The following is a 16976-nucleotide window of genomic DNA, read 5'->3' as shown; positions in this document are numbered from 1 at the left end:
AGTAATAGAAAAAACAAAGCCCAGCATACACTGTTGCTGGGCTTAGGTATGCGAGCACTAACTAAGTTCGATGAGTTCGTTATTAGAAGGTGAACCAGAGAAGAACGCTTGGATGTTGTTCAATGTGGTATCAGCGATATTGTCCAGCGCTTCATGGGTTAAGAAGGCTTGGTGGCCAGTAAATAGCACATTGTGACAGGCTGACAGGCGTCTAAATACGTCATCAACGATGACATCATTAGACTTATCTTGGAAGAACAGATCTTTTTCGTTGTCGTAAACATCCAGACCAAGTGAACCTATCTTGCCAGACTTCAATGCTTCGATAGCCGCAGAGGAATCCAACAATTCGCCTCGGCTGGTATTAATGATCATAACCCCATCCTTCATCAAGCTAAACGCCTGCTCATTGAGTAGGTGGTAGTTGTCTTTCGTCATAGGGCAGTGCAGAGAAATAATATCACTGGTACGGAATAACTCTTCCTTACTACAGTAGGTTGCCCCTAATTCTAATGCTTGTGGGTTTTCGTAAGGATCGAAACACACCAACTTCATACCAAATCCTTTGAGGATTCGCATGGTTGCAACACCGATTTTTCCAGTGCCGACAATTCCTGCTGTTTTACCGTGGAGATTAAAACCCACTAAGCCGTCTAATGAGAAATTGGCGTCACGTGTGCGCTGATAAGCCTTATGAAAGCGACGGTTTAGACACATCATCAAACCTACGGCGTGCTCCGCCACTGCCTCTGGTGAGTACGCTGGAACACGAACTACCTGCAAACCTAACGCTTTTGCCGCGTCTAAATCCACTTTATCGAACCCAGCACAACGCATCGCAATAAGTTTTATCCCCTCTTGTTGGAGCTTAACCAGCACTTGCTCCGATAAGTCATCATTGACAAAAGCGCACACCACATCACACCCAGCTGCCATCTTGGCCGTTTTTTCGGTCAACCTGAAATCATGAAAATGCATTTCATTGCCAAAGCGTTGGTTCACCTTTGAAAATGAATCCTGGTCGTAAGATTTAGAGCTGAAAAAAGCAATCGAAGTCATACTTACTCTCCCATCGATTATTGTATATCTGTTAGCATACGCCGACTTTTGAGCAATTACACATGACAAAAAGTATGGTTAAACTGTTGATGAATTAATAAGTTATGGCTGTAACGTCTATAAAATTCATCCATTTTCCAATACATCTATCATTAGAATCGCCAACTTAGTTTTAAAATTGACAACCAAGTCAATATTTTGACTCTTCGATAAGTTTTTTGATTGCATATCACTGCTTGAGATCCTAGTATTTCGCGAACACCATCCCAAAAAAATAACAGGTGTGAAGTAACAAACGTCAGGAATAACAGGCAGTGACGCAAACAAATAAAAGAACACTCTCCAGCACAACTCAAAGAAGCACACAAACACTAAATAGTACGGATGCTTTAGCCATGATAGAGCATGGCGGGGATGTGACGCTTACGGTGACCACTCCCGTTGGCACCTCGTTTCGTAGTGCAACTAAATTCATTGGTGCTCACTCCGATCATCGCATTCTGTTAGAAATCCCCAATATCGATGAAAGTGACCTTAAGTACTTTTTTCAAGAAGGCTTTTGGTTAATCGTTCGTGCTATCTCTCAGCGCGGAGAAGGTGGGGTGGTTCAATTCCGTTCTCAACTGCTACATATAATTGATGAGCCGCTATCACTGCTCATCTTGTCGATTCCCCAATCCATGCAGGTGACCAACCTCCGCAAAGAGCCACGATATGAAGTCAATTTGGGCGCACGTCTTTATACTGGTGATACACAAGTTCGTTGTGAACTTCGTGATATGTCAAAAAGTGGATGTCGATTTATCTTACCAGCCTTAGGGAAAAGCTTGACCGTTGGACAGGAAGTCGCCCTCAAAGTAGCTTCGGGTGGAGACAAAGACCGCTTCTTTCCTGCGCTCTCAGGATTAATTTGTAATCAGCAAAAGTCTAGCCACTACACTGGTTACGGAATAAAGTTTGATGAAGAGGGCGAGAAGAACGCAAAAGAGTTGCTCTCTCATCTAAAATTCGATGGTACTAAACTCAAACTACGCGCCTAAAAAAGCCAAGTGATAACACTTGGCTTTCCCTTTAATAATGGCCTAACTACTTTCTAAGTGCATTGAGCCTTGCTTGCGCGATGCCATAAACGGTATCTATAGGATAACTGCCTTCCAATGACGGTGTACCCGCCTCTTTCCCGGTAAACAGTTCTATCGCTTCTGTTACATGATCAATCGCCCAAATGTTAAATTCACCTTTATCAACCGCTTTCACAATATCAGGTCTTAGCATTAGGTTATGAACATTTGAGCAAGGGATAATGACACCTTGTTCAGAGGTTCTACCTTTAATGGCACAAACATCGAAGAAGCCTTCTATTTTCTCATTCACACCACCAATTGGTTGAGATTCACCGAACTGGTTCATCGACCCAGTGATAGCGATGTCTTGTCGATTTGCCTGTCCTGAGAACGCCGACACTACCGCACAAAACTCAGCCATACTCGCACTATCACCATCAACACCACCATACGACTGCTCAAAGGTGATGGTCGTGGTAAGCGGGACTTTAGCAGTCTTACCAAATACCGAAGACAAGTACGCCGTTAAGATCATTACCCCTTTGGAGTGAATACTGCCACCCAAATCCACGCTGCGTTCAATGTCGATAACATCACCATCGCCGTAAGAGGTCGTCGCGGTAATACGATTAGGTGCGCCAAACATGTGGTCGCTGGTTGTCAGAACCGAAAGCGCGTTCACTTGCCCAATGGCCGAACCTTGGGTATGAATTAGCGTTGTGCCATTTACAAACCCTTCCATCACGTTATCTTGTAAGCGATTGACTCTCATCTGTTGGTATTCCAACGCCTGTTCAACGTGCCCAGCTCGGATCAAATTGGATTTGGCATTACGAGCCACATAGTTTGATTCTCGCAATAGGTTCGCTATGTGCGCTGAATGCAATGACAATTTATTTTGATCACCTGATAAACGAGAGCTGTGCTCGATGATACGAGCTATCGCTTTACGGTCACAATGCAACATATTGTTGTCATGAACGATACTGGAGATAAAGCGGGCATAATGTAGCTCGGAGTCCGCGCTGCGCGGCATCTCATCTTCGAAATCAGCAGTCACTTTAAACAACTCGCTAAATTCCGGATCGTAGTGTTGCAACAATTGGTAGGTACGATAATCACCAAACAAGATGATCTTAACGTCAAGAGGAATTGGCTGCGGATCAAGCGAAACCGTACCGGTCAGAGTGACTTCTTTCTCTAATGAGGTAAAACTTAATTGTCGTGAACGCAAAGCACGCTTCAAACCATCCCAGACATAAGGCTGTTCTAGTACTTTTACCGCATCCATTAACAATACGCCGCCATTCGCACGATGCAAGCTGCCAGCTCGAATCAAGGAGAAATCGGTAAATACTGTGCCTTTGTAGGTCGCCGTCTCGATATAGCCGAATAACGAGTGATAATTCGGGTTTTCTTCCACAATGATAGGAAAGTCGGAACAAGACTGCTTAACAATCAAGTTTACCTTGTAGCGACGAGGGAACTTTTTATCAAGGGAGGCAGACGCGATTTCGCCCTGCTCACTGCCCTCTTCTAAGAAAATATCAACGTTTTCACAGATGTCCTTTTGCAACTCTGTAAAGTACTTCTTGATTTCAGTGTAACCGTTATACTCTTTCTTAAGCTTTTTAATCAGATGGCTGATAACACCAAGCGTCACTTCTTCATTAAGCTTTTGAATATTGTCAGTATAGGTTTCTTCCCAGTCGGTTAGCTCACGAGCCATTCCACGTAGGCTTACTTCCAACTCATCGATCGTTAAACCAAAGCGCTCCTGCTCATCATCCGGCAATTCTGCAAAACTCTCTTCTGTATGCAGTTCCTCTTCGTTCATTGCCACAAATTGGTAGTCACCTTGAGGCGTAATGGTCAGGCTAATACCTTTCTCTTTAGCCTCTTCGCTGAGTTTTTGTAACTCTACTTGCTGTTTCTTAGCGAGATCATTTTTCAGCTTATCGGCACGACCAAAGTAAAGTTCATTGTCGAACGCCATAGGTATGGCTTTTACTAGCTTGAGGATAAGTTTTTCAACATCTTTTTTTAGCCTCTCGCCGACACCGCATGGCAACTTCAAGACTTTAGGCGTTCGAGTATCGGCAAAGTTAGCCACATAACACCAGTCATAGAGGTCACTGCTGTCATGAGGATGGCGACTTAAATAACGTAAGATCATCGTACGTTTGCCAAGACCATTCTGGCCAATAGCGTAGATGTTGTAGCCTTTCTCTTTAATTGACATCGCAAACTCAACCGCTTTCTGAGCGCGTTCTTGTCCGACGATTTCATCAATTGGTGGAAGTTCTTTGGTGGATTTACAAGGCAGTTTTTCCAGTTCTGCTGCGTGGTATAGCTGTTTTGTTTCTAATCGTTGGATCGCCATAACCAGCTCCTTATCATTTCCTTCTTCACTTCAGTTTAGCCGAATTGGCTTTACAATTTAGTGACTTAGTAAGAAATTACGTTTAAGTGGTCAGTTTTTAGACAAAGCAGTAGCTTGTAGTAGAAGTGAAAAGTGCCAGAGTAAGGGTATACTCTGGCACGCAGACAAGATGTTTAGCCAATAAACAGTAAGTCCATGGAGTTGTGCTTTCGAAGTTCAGATTCAGCGCCGGAAATCGCAGAGAAAAAGCTGTGCTCTTTACCAAACACAACTAGGTTCGCGTTCAATTCCTCAATCAGTTTAAGTAAGTGTTTCGTCACATTCCCTTCCGACATATGGATAGCACGAATGGGATAACTCGTTCCCTTAGCAAGCGCCATAAGCTCTTCAAACTTACGAAACTGTTCGGAGTCATGAAAAGACGCTAACTCGACTTCAAGATCATTGAAGCTGTTATTGCCGATTCCTGGCTCAACATAAACAACATGTAAATCGGCGTTGTTTTGCTCTGCAATAACACCAGCTTTCACCAATAATCGGTGAGAGCGCTCGTCAGCTGGGTCAAGCGCTAGAAGAATAGTTTGATAAAGCATGGTTTCGTCCCGTTAAGATACCTACCTATAATTTCGGTCTTAACACGATAAAACTCAAGATATTAGTGAATTAATTCCAGCAAGCTAAGTTTACATATTCGCTCAAGTTTCTTTGCTAGGCTGACATTCCAGACGATATAAACGATACACGGTGGTCGACAACACGATGGCATTAAATGTGTCGTTTAGCATCCCACCATAAGAACCTACTATCACCGCGTTAACCAGCCAAATGAGTGTGCAAAGCAAAAACGCCAATCGCATTTTTAAACCATGCCCAAGAAATAGTGCCCAGCAACTCAACGATGACGCCAGCCAAGGTAGAAGATCCTTCGCCTCCGAGTAATAGGTGATGGTCATTACGGTTTGGATAGCCAAAAATAACCAAAACATAGGCGCGCCTTTAAACCTCAGAGAGACAAACGCACGCACTGAATTGATCAATAGATTAATGGCAGCAACTACTGCTCCCATAAAGAAATAATGAGTTGAAAACAACAAACAAGAACAACAAATGAGGGCTCGCATTCTATTATCGTTGACTGTACTCCCAGCTAACAGGTTGACGCCAAACGCCATAAAGCCTAATGCTTGTATTAGTTCACTGCTCACTTAGCTCTCGTTAATTATTTTCGGTAAAGCACCATTATGTCACTTGTCTTGAAACGGTATTGTGATTAACAGCTAGGCGTTATCCATTCCTTACATTTAAAACGGCCCAACTCCTTTTTGTTGCAAATAACGCAGACATCTGAAGTTACTATTGGTGTGCAGATTTGGTTCGGAAAGCGGGTTATTAAGCAGTTGAGTGCTGTGACCTCGATAGAAACTTACGTTGCCATTTTGTTCCGTTTTTTCCAAATAGATATCTCGCAAGAAACACTCAAGACTAGATGCATGAACCACCACATGAAGCTCGCAACCAATGCAAAGTTCTAGAAGAGTTTTTGTTAGACGAATACGAACATCTTCAGCCAGAGCCCCATAACTGGCAAGGGAAAATACCCCGTTTTCAATGGAGAAGATCGCATGCCCAATAATTGCGCCACCGTGCAATAGCCGCAGCACCTGAGGCCGCTGAATATTCATCTTATTCAAAACATTCTCAAGAGGTAACGAAAATATTTTTGAGTGGCCCTGAGAGATAAGTTGCTTGCTAGTGTCCTCCAACATGTCCCAATGCGTTACTACCTGTTTATCAACGGTAAAATTATAAAGGCACTGCTGGGCTAATAGATTATCTTTATTTTTAAGTGCTTTTGAAATAATCGCAGTTTCAGATTCTTCATAAACATAATCTTTAGAGAAAAAACTTGCGATACCAATTCGTCTTAATAGAGAAGGCTCAACATTACCTCTTTCCCAGTGACTAATCATACTCTGGCTAACATTCTGATATAGCTTATGAGAGGTAGACAATTGATCAGTTAACTCTGTTTGGGATAATTTACATTGCTTTCTGAAATAACGCATCGCCTCGGAAAATGTTTGGCGGCTAAACGAATTCATATAACCTCGAATCATTATTATTAGATTTATTAGTAATGGATAAAACTTACACTAAGCCGTAGTCATCAAACGAAGTTTACAGCTAGCTACTCAAGTCTTTTCTTATTCGTTTTGTTCGTCACCGTAATGCGTTGGTTAGCGAACCTTTACACCCAATAACCTTTCAACAGGAAGCAGACAAAAAAAACTTTTCTACCCTAGCATTTAACCTATCGTTTACTCCTAAAATCACATCAGTTATGTTGTTTGTTATGCAAGATTGATGTAATGGGTTTAATACATGGAAAAGTTTATGGCGGCATCTAAGTTCGCCTTTTCGATTGCTTTGATTGTGATGGCAGCGTCCATCTATAACTTTACGCAGGAAGCGAGACAACTCAGACTCGAACTTCCTACGCTATTGGCACAAGTTGACTCGACCGCTCAGAAAATCACCCCGGTCATTCAAGAAATAAAAAATATTCAAGAAATTGTGCCTCAGATTCTGGCTCAAAGTGAAGAGTACCAGAGACTTATTCCAGAAGTTCTAAAACGAATCGATGATGTCAATCAGCAGGTTCCGGTTATTGTCAATGAGGTCGCTCAAGTGCGTGAAGCCATTCCACCCATTCTCGGTGAAACACAAAAATGGCACCAGTCTGTACCCGATATTTTGGCAGAGGTGGACAAAACCAATACAACGGTTCGTCAAACCAACCAGCAAATCGCGGCGACAAATAAACAAATTCCGCTCATTTTGTCTGAGAGTGCGGCTCTTAGAAAAGAAGTACCTGATATTCTTACGCAAGCAGAAGGCCTTGTTCAGCAAGCAGAGCAGGCAGGAAGAGAAGCGAGTAAAGGTGCAGTCTCCGGAGTCATTGGCGGTATTTTAAGCTCCCCTTTTCAATTGGTTGATAAAATAACCGAAGTGTCTGCTGATACGTTCGGGCTAAAAGAGAGCGACAGCTACACCAAGAAAGATAAAGAACTTCATAAAGAGGCAGTCGAAGCCTTAGTTAAGAATCCAAAATCAGGCCAATCGAAGACATGGAGTAACCGTTCCTCCGGTAATTCGGGCGTTGTTAGTATTCAATCAATGAAGGACTCGAGTGAATCGCGCTGTTTCACCATACTGAGTCGACTCACCATTGCCTCTGGCCCAGATAAAGGCACACACAGCGTAACAACAGATAAATGTATAAAACTCTAGGAAGTATCGTGACAGACATTAAATACATACTTGATGACAACGTAGACGACACCATCAACCAACAGTTGATCGCTTTATTAAGTCGCTGTTTTACCAAGCCCAGCGATGAGCGTTTTAAGGTGCAACGCTACTACAATGAGATGCCACAACACCGTTGGTATATTAAGTCACCATCAGAAGACGCCATTATTGCTCATCTAGCGGTACATGAGAAAACAGTTCGTATAGGCTCACAGCAAGCCTTGATTGGCGGTGTTGCTGAGGTGTGCGTGCATCCGGATTATCGAGGTCATGGGTATGTGAAGTTGTTGTTGAAACAGGCTCATAACTGGATGGCGCAGCAAGGCTATGTCTATTCGGTATTATTTGGTAGAGATGAAGTGTATAGCTCTAGTGGCTATGAACGCGTCACTAACCTTTACTTAGTTGGAGAAGAAATTCCACCACGTGCAACTTCAGTCTCCGCCATGGTCACCCCACTTACAGATAAAAAGTGGCCGCACTTCAAAGTTGAACTCAAAGGTTTAGCGTTTTAGTTCTCGAAAAATCTCGACATAGTTATGCTTAACGCTTAAACAAGATAACCTCTGTCACTAACTCGTTTGCGGTTACTTGTTCAGGATTATTGAGGTAACGCTCGATACCTAATGGCTTACGCTTCACTTTGACTTTATGATGCCGTGAAGCGTTCATTGCCATCGACCACGCATTGCCAAGGAATTGATACTCTCCAGTGTGCTTAACGACATATGTGTCACAAGCCTTTATCTGGCCACTTACAAATGGTTCCGGGACGCTCAATTGACGTTCTATTGGGACGCAGGTGATAAATTCAAAAAACTGAGTCTCCATTTTCATACTTTGATAATAACTAAAGGGTGCGCCGGTTGCTGGAAGCTGCTTTTCGTCGATGAGTACAGAGAGCTTTTCAATATGCTCTCGCATAATCGGACCTATTTCGTTTATCGTCCCACTCCCACGTAAGCCAATGTAATTTACGTTATCTTGTTGCCGCTCCCCAACTAGTAAAAGCTCAGAGTTGACTTGCCCGATTTCGAGTTTGGCTTTGAGCATTTTCAAGCCTCGATCATAATCCATACCTATCATGGTTTTGAAAAGACCTTTGAGAAAAAACAGATACCAGGGTACTTGACTTGACATCGTCCAGCGAACTTCGCTTCTTGCCCCCATTTGGACAGCTTGAAACGAAACGTGTGCCTCCGATTTGAACGGTTTGAAAAAGCGTAAATGCATCTCTAATTGATGTGACGTTCGCTTCATCAGAGTCATTTCGCCTGAGCCCACTAAGTCGCCATGCCAACTGTACCCGTCACCAATATTTCCCTGCTCTCCTCGATAATCTAACTTACACTCGCGCTCCATAATGAGCCAAGGTGACCATTCAGGCCAATTTCTATAGTCCGCTAAAAACTCAATTACGTGATCTGCGGTGGACTCTATGTCGATTCGTTTCTCTACGGTGTAGTTCAACATGGCTAAGGAGATCCTATCTTTTTTATCAATAGTTTAGTCACGATTTATGCAATATGCGAACTCAGCAATTAAGAGGTTTAACAGAAACTTGAAACGGTTTTAGTGATCGATAGAAAACTCAACACGTAACAGAGCTCTGCCTATATGAACAAACAAGGAACGCTACTATGAAACACCTTACATCTCGTGTGATCACCTTTTTTTCTGTGCTTCTATTTTCGTTTTCGGCTAGTGCAGGACATCATGGAAAGGATATTGTCGACGTCGCCTCTGAGAACGGCTCGTTCACTACGCTCGTTGCTGCGGTTCAAGCCGCAGGATTGGTCGATACGCTCAAAGGCCCTGGTCCGTTCACAGTCTTCGCTCCAACAGACGAAGCCTTTGCTAAACTGCCGGCAGGTACTGTTGAAAGTTTGTTAAAACCAGAAAACAAAGACAAGTTAGTCGCGATACTCACTTATCATGTCATTCCTGGTAAAGTGATGGCAGCTGACGTCATGGGACTCGACAAAGCAACTACCGTTCAAGGGCAAGACATCATGATTACTAAGAAGGATGGAAAGGTAATGGTAGATAATGCAACGGTTGTGGCGACCGACGTGATGGCGAAGAATGGTGTAATTCACGTCATAGATACGGTAATCATGCCGAAATAAACCCTGAATACCTTTGAGTAGGTGATCATCACAACGACCACCTACTTTTTATTCCTCTCGACAAGGCAACGCCCTAATTAGCTCTAGAGGGAATTAAGTTAAGCATTGAAGTAATGATTTTTTCCATTTCATGTTGCTGACTTGGTTCATCAATACGACGCTCAGTAGGTCCTTGTGCCAACACTCGCCAACGTGGGAAATCGCCAACTGGGGCAAAAGCTGCGACATAGACACTGCCTTTCTCACCTTCCTCACCAGGTTTTGCCTGCACCTTAATACCGGTAGATATTTGGGTCGATTCAAAGATCTCCTGATCATTCATACCAGACTCCGTCGCGATCCCAAAATCCATGAACATATTAGGACGTTGAGAAGAAGAAACTTGAACATAACCCTTATTGGCAAGCTCTTTATCAATAAGATCTTTAATAACTTTGAGATACTTTTCGCCATCAACATTATCCGATACTCTCGCCACTGCAGAGTCTGGTCTCCACGCGTAAGTCGCAACACCTTGAGTTGGCAGGAAAGAGAAATCGCCCGTGGTAGCGATACCATAGGACAAATTGGGCTGCGGTGAGATCGTAGTGGTTGTGCAACCAACAAGTGCCAATCCAGCAATCAGTAATAGGGATAGTTTATTCGTCATCTCGTCACTCTTCTATTAACCTTTCCGTTACAATACTAAATGACTCTAAAAAGAATGACACCGTTTTTCACACATTAGCGAAGAGCTTTCTACTCAAATACAGCGCGATAGGAGATACCTTCCAATCGCTTTCTGAGGCTTTGTGCCTTGCCTTGGCTATCATCAAAATTGGAGAGTATGTGCTCTAAATCAAAACCCTCACCATAGTAGGCCGTGTTAAGTTGATCATTTAAGGACAGTTGAAATGTATCGATACTGCCACCGAAATAGAGCCCCTTGTTTTCGGATACCATCATGGCACTGATTCCACTCGTTCCACCGATCACTTTACCACTAACACCTTTACCAATAGTCAGATCTGCCGTTCCTCCTAGTTTGAATGGTTCTTGTTGTAGTGTGGATAGCACATCATTTGAAAGTACAACACCAACGCCACTAATAGACTGGCCTCCGGCCAAAAGCCCAAACATAAAACTGTTAAAGTTGATAAAAACGGGCTGACTCCAATGGTGTGCTTGTCTAGTCATTAATATGCCCTGACCTCTTTGCATGCCTAGTAAAAAACCGCCTTGTCCACCGGAAGGGAAAATCACGATAGCTTTAGCAACACCAGTGAGATTTTTCACCGAGTCCCAATGAGATGTTGAGTCGAACTGGTCAATTTTCTCGGCAGAATCGACAATAATAGCGTGAGCTTGACGAAAAGATTGGTTATCTGATGATTCAATAGCATACGCCCTAGTCGGTAGCACCAAAGCTAACAGGGCAAAGGAAAGTAACATTGATAGAGTACGATGAGTTAACGACATATAAGCAAACCCAAGTAGAAATATGGATGAGAATTGTAGCAAAAAAAAGGTGACGCCAATGGCATCACCTATTTAAAATTCAGATACATTAAATGTAATTACTTATGAGCGACTGCCATCAGCACTTTTCGCACACCTTTGCCAGTGTCGATTTCAAATGGTGTCGTGACGTCAACTTTATCAAAACCCGCATTAAGCAATGTGTCTTTTGCTCGTTTCAGTGTCAAACCATAATCTTGGTTGTCTGTCTCTGCCACCCAATCCCAATGAACAAATAAACCGTATTCATCAAGCAACGTGTAAATGATATTAACCGTCTCTTGAAGGTTATCTAAAAAGCCGCATACCGAAGACGCGACGACAAGATCAAACTGATTACGAAATGCTGGATGCTGAGCAACCAAACCGCGAGTCAAAAGATCAACGACCGGCTCAACATTTTCCAAGCCTTTTTTGTCTAACTCTTCGATCATCGCTTCAGAGCCATCCAATGCCACAATCTCTTTCGTCTCAGGAGACATCAATTGGCTTAAAAGACCCGTTCCACAGCCAAAGTCTAATACCGATTTACGCTTAAGTGACGTGAGTTCAGTTAACTCTTTGAAGCAGGCTTGTGCAAAGGTTGCCGTCGCTTCGTTGTTTTCCCATGTCGCGGCGTACTCATCCCACTCGTTAGACATAGTTCACTCCATTATTTCTACTAGTACCACGATATCTCAGGCACCAAACTTTAATCCTTAATAACTAGGCATAGATTAAACCAGAACACCAATCAATTCCTAGTGTTATCTTCGTATTCTTTGGCACACATGCTATGATTTTTGTTCCGTTAAGTAACAGGTAGTTTCACCGCTATGTCGATAAATCTTTCTCAAATAGAGGCATTTTGTGCAGTGGCCGACACTGGTTCAGTCTCTGAGGCTGCAAGAGTCCTAGACTGCAACAGAACGAAACTTAGCATGGCAATCAAAGCACTAGAGAAAGATCTCGATACCGAACTGTTTGTGCGTACGGGCAACAACGTCTCTTTGTCTGAGACGGGTAAAGCGATCTACAAAGACTGTGAGAATTTACTGATTACTTCGGCGCGCATTCGTCAAACCTGTGCGCAAGTCTCTGGCGATTTTGCCACCGAGTTACGCATTGCCCATGATGACTCACTGCCTGACACCTTGTGGCGTGATTTCTCAATCCACTTAAATCAGCAGTTTCCTGCCATCTCTTTCAATGTGGTTCTAGTTTCTTCAGGAGACCTAGCCGACATTGTTGAGAAGAAACAGGTAGATTTCGCGTTTGGTGTTGATTTCGAGCGCGTTGAAAACCCTCGTTTGGCCTATCAGCCATTGGGTAAAATCCGCATGATGTCAGTATGTCGTTCGGATAATAAGCTTTCCAAGCTGCCTCGAGTCTCTGATGAAGTTCTACGCGACTCTATGCAGGTTTCCCTCGCTTACCTCAATCATCGCGATAACCCAGAACTATTGCCTTTCTCACTAAAGTACATTGGGTTTTCTAGCTTTGAATTTATGTTGAAAACGATTCTGTCCGAGGGAGCTTGGGGTGTACTGCCAGAGCCGCTGATAAGACAGCACCTAAGAGAGCAAGAACTCTCAGTCATCAAACACACTTATGGTCTAACACAAGAAGATTATTGCATGTTCACTTCAGCAGGTATGTCCGAACACCCCGCGATGATTTGGCTTGCAGACCAAGTCAGTGAATACTTGTTTGCTTTCTAAACCAAGTACCATCAGTGAGCGTCAACATTCCTGCCACCAGAAAAGCGTTCTAATATATTGATTTTCATAAAATTAATTCACACCATTAGATTTTCAAGTCATGTTTAGCAAACTTTTGTTTGAAAGATAACCAGCCTAGCTCAACAATGGATACAGATTTTAAAGAAGGTAAATCGTATGTATCCCAATAATCCACATAATGAGTCAAAAACTCTGACAGTATCAGCCATTATTGCAACAGGCTTTGCTATCGCAGGACTTGTTGTCGGTGTGGTGATGGGCTCATTAGTTATCGCTTTTGATGGTGTGTACTCATTAGTCAGCCTACTGTTAACTTTATTGTCGCTGGTTGCTGCGACACAGTTGAAAAAGCCAAACAGCACACTTGCCAAATACGGCCGCACGACAGTTGAAGGTACCGTGATCGCCATTAAAGCTTCTGTAATTCTACTGATTGTATTGGCGTCGTTGTATTCCGCAGTAACAGCAATGTTTGGTGGTGGCCGTCCAGTAGATACCTCTATTGCAACCATATTTGGACTGTTTAACGTTATCGGATGTGCGCTTTCATGGTGGTATATCGCTAAGAAAAACGTAGCACTTAACTCAAACCTTATTGATGCTGAAACAAAACAATGGCAAATGGACACCATGTTAAGTGTCGCTGTAATGACGGGCTTCATTGCAGCTTGGGTACTAGAGCAATCCCCATTCGCTGCATACAGCGTCTATGCTGACCCAATGATGATGATTTTGATCTCAGCGTATTTTATTAAGGTGCCTGCCGTCATGTTAAAGGACGCATGTGAACAGCTTTCTAGCCCACAAAGTAAGCAAGTATCAACGTCTAACGCTTAACTCAAATTCAATATAGCTTTATTTAAGCCGGAGCATTTTCATGCTCTGGCTTCTCTTTGGTGGCCCAATAACACACAAGTGACCCTATCGTTACTAATGCCACGCCTTGCCAAAATGAAGCGCCTAGAGCAACCGATAAATAGAATGAAGAGAAGATCGTCGAAAATACTGGCGTAAAGTAAGAGAAGGTCGCAAGAAGCACCATATTTCCGCCAATGATAGCTTGATTCCACAGTGCATAACCCGCTCCCATGACTACACCCGATATCAATAATGTTGATACAGATGAGAGCGTAAATGTCATTCCACTTTCAGAGCTGAATGCATATTGAATCCACAGGGTGATGGCTGTCGCGGCGAAAAATAATACTATTGCATTCTTCCCATTACTCATTTTCGGAGTGATATTACAGTAAAATGCCCAAATAAACGCCGCACTAAATGCCATAAAATAGGTAATCGGATTCGTCGCAATATTTGCTGCAAGTACAGACAACGCTAGACCAGAGTCCCCCGAAATACACCATGCGACGCCAACAAATGCCACCAATACACTTGGATACACCAGAGCACTGACTTTGCGTTTAGTCGATACAACGGCAAGCAATACCGTTAGGGCTGGCCACAGATAGTTGATCACCGCCATTTCCATCGCTTGATGACGGTCATTTGCCATTCCTAGCGCGAGAGCCAAGAAGATTTCGTAGCTTACAAAAAGTGCCCCACCTAGTAACAGATATTTACGATTGAAGTCTGATAACTTAGGAACTCCCATCACCATAGCAAGTGAAATGGTACTCACAGTGTACAGCATTGCTGCCCCACCAATTGGCCCAAACAACTCGGCAATATTACGAGTCAATGCCATTAACGTGCTCCACAATAATATTGCAGCAACTCCAAACAGCGTGTATTTGTTTGAACCAAGTCCAGCCATAATCTCTCCTTAAATAATGGCAGTTAATTTTCTATAAACTGATATCAGCAATTGCTATGCAACTGAGCGGGTTTCTATTAACCTTAGATTAAGCAAGTGTGAAAAATATCAGTCAAAAGCCTGAGGATACAGTGCATTTGCCAATGGAAGTGGCTAAACTCGCTCTGCATTTTTAGGAAATCACAATTTAAAGTAACACTTTAACTATGCTCAATTTTTTGTCTATAAAAAACCTGTTTTCTGTTTTACTGATTATTGCCTTAAGCGGGTGTGTATCATCAAGCATTGATCCATCGAGGTACGAAAAATCCCCGTCCTACACAATCATCAACGACACACCCACACGCTTGGACGACTATTTCTCACGAGAAGTCGCCTCACACTCCTTGACCACTGAGACCGGATTCTATCCACTAGACAAAGGTCATGATGCACTGCTTGCTCGTCTAGCGATAATTGAAACCGCGCAATCTAGCATTGATGTTCAATATTATATTTTCCGTGATGATGAAGCCGGCAACTTAATTGCTTGGCGTCTGTTCGAAGCAGCTGAACGTGGCGTTAGAGTTAGGTTGTTACTGGATGACATGCAAAAGTACGATGACAGCGACCTAGTGCGCTTCAGCAGTCATCCGAATATTGAAGTACGCATGTTTAACCCGCATCACTTGCGATCCGCTCGTGGTATCGCAATGCTTAGTGACTTTGAGCGACTCAACCACCGAATGCACAATAAGTCGCTGACCGTAGATGGCGTGGTTTCCATTGTTGGTGGAAGAAACGTTGGTAACGAATACTATTCCATCGAATCAACGGTCGAGTTTGCCGATTTAGATCTACTTATGGTTGGGAAATCGGTTCGACAAGTAAATCGCCAATTTGATCTTTATTGGAATAGTGATTACAGCGTTCCTATTGAATGGATAACACCTCAGATGGAACACTACACCGACGCAGATGTAGATACTTGGGTTAAAAATCTAGGGTTAGAAGCGAAGTTCTCAGGCGGTATTTATGATTTTGCTAAGCTGCCTCTTTATACCGATCTCATCAATGGAACCATTGATTTGTATTGGGGTGAAAGTGACTTGTTATATGATCTGCCTAATAAACCGGACAGCAAACAGAGCACCCTAATCGATAGCCTAGGCGCCGTATTAGATGAAGGAGAAACCTCTTTAGTATTCATTTCACCCTACTTCGTTCCCACGGAGCGTGGTACCCAAGACTTGGTGAATGCCGTCAAGGATGGCCTAGAAGTCGTCATTATAACAAACTCACTGGCTTCCAATGATGTATTTGCCGTTCACGGGTGGTATGCCAAATACCGTAAAGATTTAGTGGAAGGCGGCGTGCAACTATGGGAAGTGAAATCCCATGCCGAAATCAAGAAGAATTGGAGCCTGACAGGGAGCAGCCGTTCAAGCCTGCACACTAAAGCCATGGTTATCGACAAAACCAAGATCTTTGTAGGCTCAATGAACTTAGACCCACGTTCCGCGCACTTGAATACGGAAATGGGCGTTGTTGTTGAACAGCCTGAATACGCACAAAAGGTCTATGATGAGATTATGCGAGAAATACCCACTACTGCGTATGAGATTGCCGTCAAGGATGGTGATGTGGTTTGGATAGATCATTCAACAGGTAAAACACTCACCTCTGAGCCTGATGCCAGTGTCTGGCGCAAAATGGGCGCGTGGTTCAGTGGCATACTACCCATTGAAGAGCAGCTCTAATGGATGAGATAAAAACTAAAAAAGGTAGCCTTGGCTACCTTTTTTCTCAATCTTGAAAGTGATTATGCTTTCTTAAGATCACGTGCTGGGTAAGTTAGAGACATGCCGTCTACTTTAACGTGAACGTAGTAGCCACCACTGCTCAAACCAGTAACAACCATCTGACCTAGATCGATACCTTTTGTTGCAACAACAACATCATCAATAGCAAACATTTTGAACCCTTAATTGGAAATAAGATTAACAGCAATCTTTCGGGCGCTATTGAAGCAAAGTTGATGCGTTTGAACTAATCTGA

The 16976-nt window shown here is 43.1% G+C and carries 18 protein-coding genes; 7 read left to right on the top strand and 11 right to left on the bottom strand.

The genetic code is table 11. From position 1 onward, the window contains the following. Nucleotides 1-57: 57 nt before the first annotated feature. Nucleotides 58-1059 carry a 2-hydroxyacid dehydrogenase gene (locus JKJ11_RS25790; protein WP_252039568.1) on the bottom strand — a complete coding sequence of 334 codons (1002 nt, stop codon included), beginning with the start codon at nucleotides 1057-1059 and terminating at the stop codon, nucleotides 58-60. Between the two features lie 395 nt (nucleotides 1060-1454). Here JKJ11_RS25790 and JKJ11_RS25785 point away from each other — a divergent pair, with 395 nt between their 5' ends. Beyond that, nucleotides 1455-2099: a flagellar brake protein gene (locus JKJ11_RS25785; RefSeq protein ID WP_252040004.1), complete on the top strand. Its 645-nt coding sequence runs from the start codon at nucleotides 1455-1457 to the stop codon at nucleotides 2097-2099. 46 nt (nucleotides 2100-2145) lie between these two features. Here the strand turns inward: JKJ11_RS25785 and JKJ11_RS25780 are convergent, their stop codons facing one another. From JKJ11_RS25780 to JKJ11_RS25765, 4 genes are all read right to left on the bottom strand, one after another. Further along, a complete protein-coding gene (locus tag JKJ11_RS25780) occupies nucleotides 2146-4506 on the bottom strand; it encodes a Lon protease family protein (RefSeq protein ID WP_252039567.1) in 2361 nt (786 codons plus the stop codon). Between the two features lie 173 nt (nucleotides 4507-4679). After that, nucleotides 4680-5099: a universal stress protein gene (locus JKJ11_RS25775; protein ID WP_006069193.1), complete on the bottom strand. Its 420-nt coding sequence runs from the start codon at nucleotides 5097-5099 to the stop codon at nucleotides 4680-4682. 102 nt (nucleotides 5100-5201) lie between these two features. Continuing rightward, nucleotides 5202-5711, bottom strand: a complete 510-nt coding sequence (locus tag JKJ11_RS25770; protein ID WP_171393728.1) for a YgjV family protein — start codon at nucleotides 5709-5711, stop codon at nucleotides 5202-5204. Nucleotides 5712-5807: 96 nt separating this feature from the next. Further along, on the bottom strand, nucleotides 5808-6608 hold the full coding sequence (locus JKJ11_RS25765; protein ID WP_252039566.1) for a helix-turn-helix domain-containing protein: 801 nt from the start codon (nucleotides 6606-6608) through the stop codon (nucleotides 5808-5810). A gap of 280 nt (nucleotides 6609-6888) precedes the next feature. Here JKJ11_RS25765 and JKJ11_RS25760 point away from each other — a divergent pair, with 280 nt between their 5' ends. Both JKJ11_RS25760 and JKJ11_RS25755 read left to right on the top strand, forming a co-directional pair. Further along, a complete protein-coding gene (locus tag JKJ11_RS25760) occupies nucleotides 6889-7797 on the top strand; it encodes a PilN family protein (protein ID WP_252039565.1) in 909 nt (302 codons plus the stop codon). Between the two features lie 8 nt (nucleotides 7798-7805). Continuing rightward, on the top strand, nucleotides 7806-8333 hold the full coding sequence (locus JKJ11_RS25755; RefSeq protein WP_162174938.1) for a GNAT family N-acetyltransferase: 528 nt from the start codon (nucleotides 7806-7808) through the stop codon (nucleotides 8331-8333). A 28-nt stretch (nucleotides 8334-8361) separates the two neighbouring features. Here the strand turns inward: JKJ11_RS25755 and JKJ11_RS25750 are convergent, their stop codons facing one another. Beyond that, on the bottom strand, nucleotides 8362-9291 hold the full coding sequence (locus JKJ11_RS25750) for an SRPBCC family protein (protein WP_252039564.1): 930 nt from the start codon (nucleotides 9289-9291) through the stop codon (nucleotides 8362-8364). A 167-nt stretch (nucleotides 9292-9458) separates the two neighbouring features. Here JKJ11_RS25750 and JKJ11_RS25745 point away from each other — a divergent pair, with 167 nt between their 5' ends. Next, the gene (locus tag JKJ11_RS25745) at nucleotides 9459-9947 is read left to right on the top strand and encodes a fasciclin domain-containing protein (RefSeq protein WP_252039563.1); all 489 of its coding nucleotides are present in this window, start codon (nucleotides 9459-9461) and stop codon (nucleotides 9945-9947) included. Nucleotides 9948-10020: 73 nt separating this feature from the next. Here the strand turns inward: JKJ11_RS25745 and JKJ11_RS25740 are convergent, their stop codons facing one another. The 3 genes from JKJ11_RS25740 to JKJ11_RS25730 form a co-directional block, all read right to left on the bottom strand. Further along, nucleotides 10021-10596: a DUF4136 domain-containing protein gene (locus JKJ11_RS25740; RefSeq protein ID WP_198558688.1), complete on the bottom strand. Its 576-nt coding sequence runs from the start codon at nucleotides 10594-10596 to the stop codon at nucleotides 10021-10023. Nucleotides 10597-10685: 89 nt separating this feature from the next. After that, on the bottom strand, nucleotides 10686-11405 hold the full coding sequence (locus tag JKJ11_RS25735) for a lipid-binding SYLF domain-containing protein (protein WP_006069201.1): 720 nt from the start codon (nucleotides 11403-11405) through the stop codon (nucleotides 10686-10688). A 98-nt stretch (nucleotides 11406-11503) separates the two neighbouring features. Beyond that, nucleotides 11504-12085 carry a class I SAM-dependent DNA methyltransferase gene (locus JKJ11_RS25730; protein ID WP_006069202.1) on the bottom strand — a complete coding sequence of 194 codons (582 nt, stop codon included), beginning with the start codon at nucleotides 12083-12085 and terminating at the stop codon, nucleotides 11504-11506. A 180-nt stretch (nucleotides 12086-12265) separates the two neighbouring features. Here JKJ11_RS25730 and JKJ11_RS25725 point away from each other — a divergent pair, with 180 nt between their 5' ends. Then, the gene (locus JKJ11_RS25725; RefSeq protein ID WP_038221630.1) at nucleotides 12266-13144 is read left to right on the top strand and encodes a LysR family transcriptional regulator; all 879 of its coding nucleotides are present in this window, start codon (nucleotides 12266-12268) and stop codon (nucleotides 13142-13144) included. Nucleotides 13145-13321: 177 nt separating this feature from the next. Beyond that, on the top strand, nucleotides 13322-14002 hold the full coding sequence (locus JKJ11_RS25720) for a cation efflux transmembrane domain-containing protein (protein ID WP_124941803.1): 681 nt from the start codon (nucleotides 13322-13324) through the stop codon (nucleotides 14000-14002). A 22-nt stretch (nucleotides 14003-14024) separates the two neighbouring features. Here JKJ11_RS25720 and yddG read toward each other — a convergent pair whose 3' ends face one another. Next, nucleotides 14025-14939 (bottom strand): aromatic amino acid DMT transporter YddG, encoded by a 915-nt coding sequence (gene yddG / locus JKJ11_RS25715; protein ID WP_006069205.1) that lies wholly within the window; start codon nucleotides 14937-14939, stop codon nucleotides 14025-14027. 206 nt (nucleotides 14940-15145) lie between these two features. On the opposite strand from yddG, the gene JKJ11_RS25710 reads away from it, so the two are divergent. After that, nucleotides 15146-16678: a phospholipase D family protein gene (locus JKJ11_RS25710; protein WP_198558685.1), complete on the top strand. Its 1533-nt coding sequence runs from the start codon at nucleotides 15146-15148 to the stop codon at nucleotides 16676-16678. A 62-nt stretch (nucleotides 16679-16740) separates the two neighbouring features. Here the strand turns inward: JKJ11_RS25710 and JKJ11_RS25705 are convergent, their stop codons facing one another. Continuing rightward, nucleotides 16741-16893 (bottom strand): hypothetical protein, encoded by a 153-nt coding sequence (locus JKJ11_RS25705; RefSeq protein ID WP_006069207.1) that lies wholly within the window; start codon nucleotides 16891-16893, stop codon nucleotides 16741-16743. Between the last annotated feature and the right edge of the window lie 83 nt (nucleotides 16894-16976).

Source organism: Vibrio sp. SCSIO 43133 (assembly GCF_023716845.1).
GTDB lineage: Bacteria > Pseudomonadota > Gammaproteobacteria > Enterobacterales > Vibrionaceae > Vibrio > Vibrio mediterranei.
The sequence above is the reverse complement of the archived record's forward strand: the minus strand, read 5'-3'. Positions and strand labels throughout refer to the sequence as shown.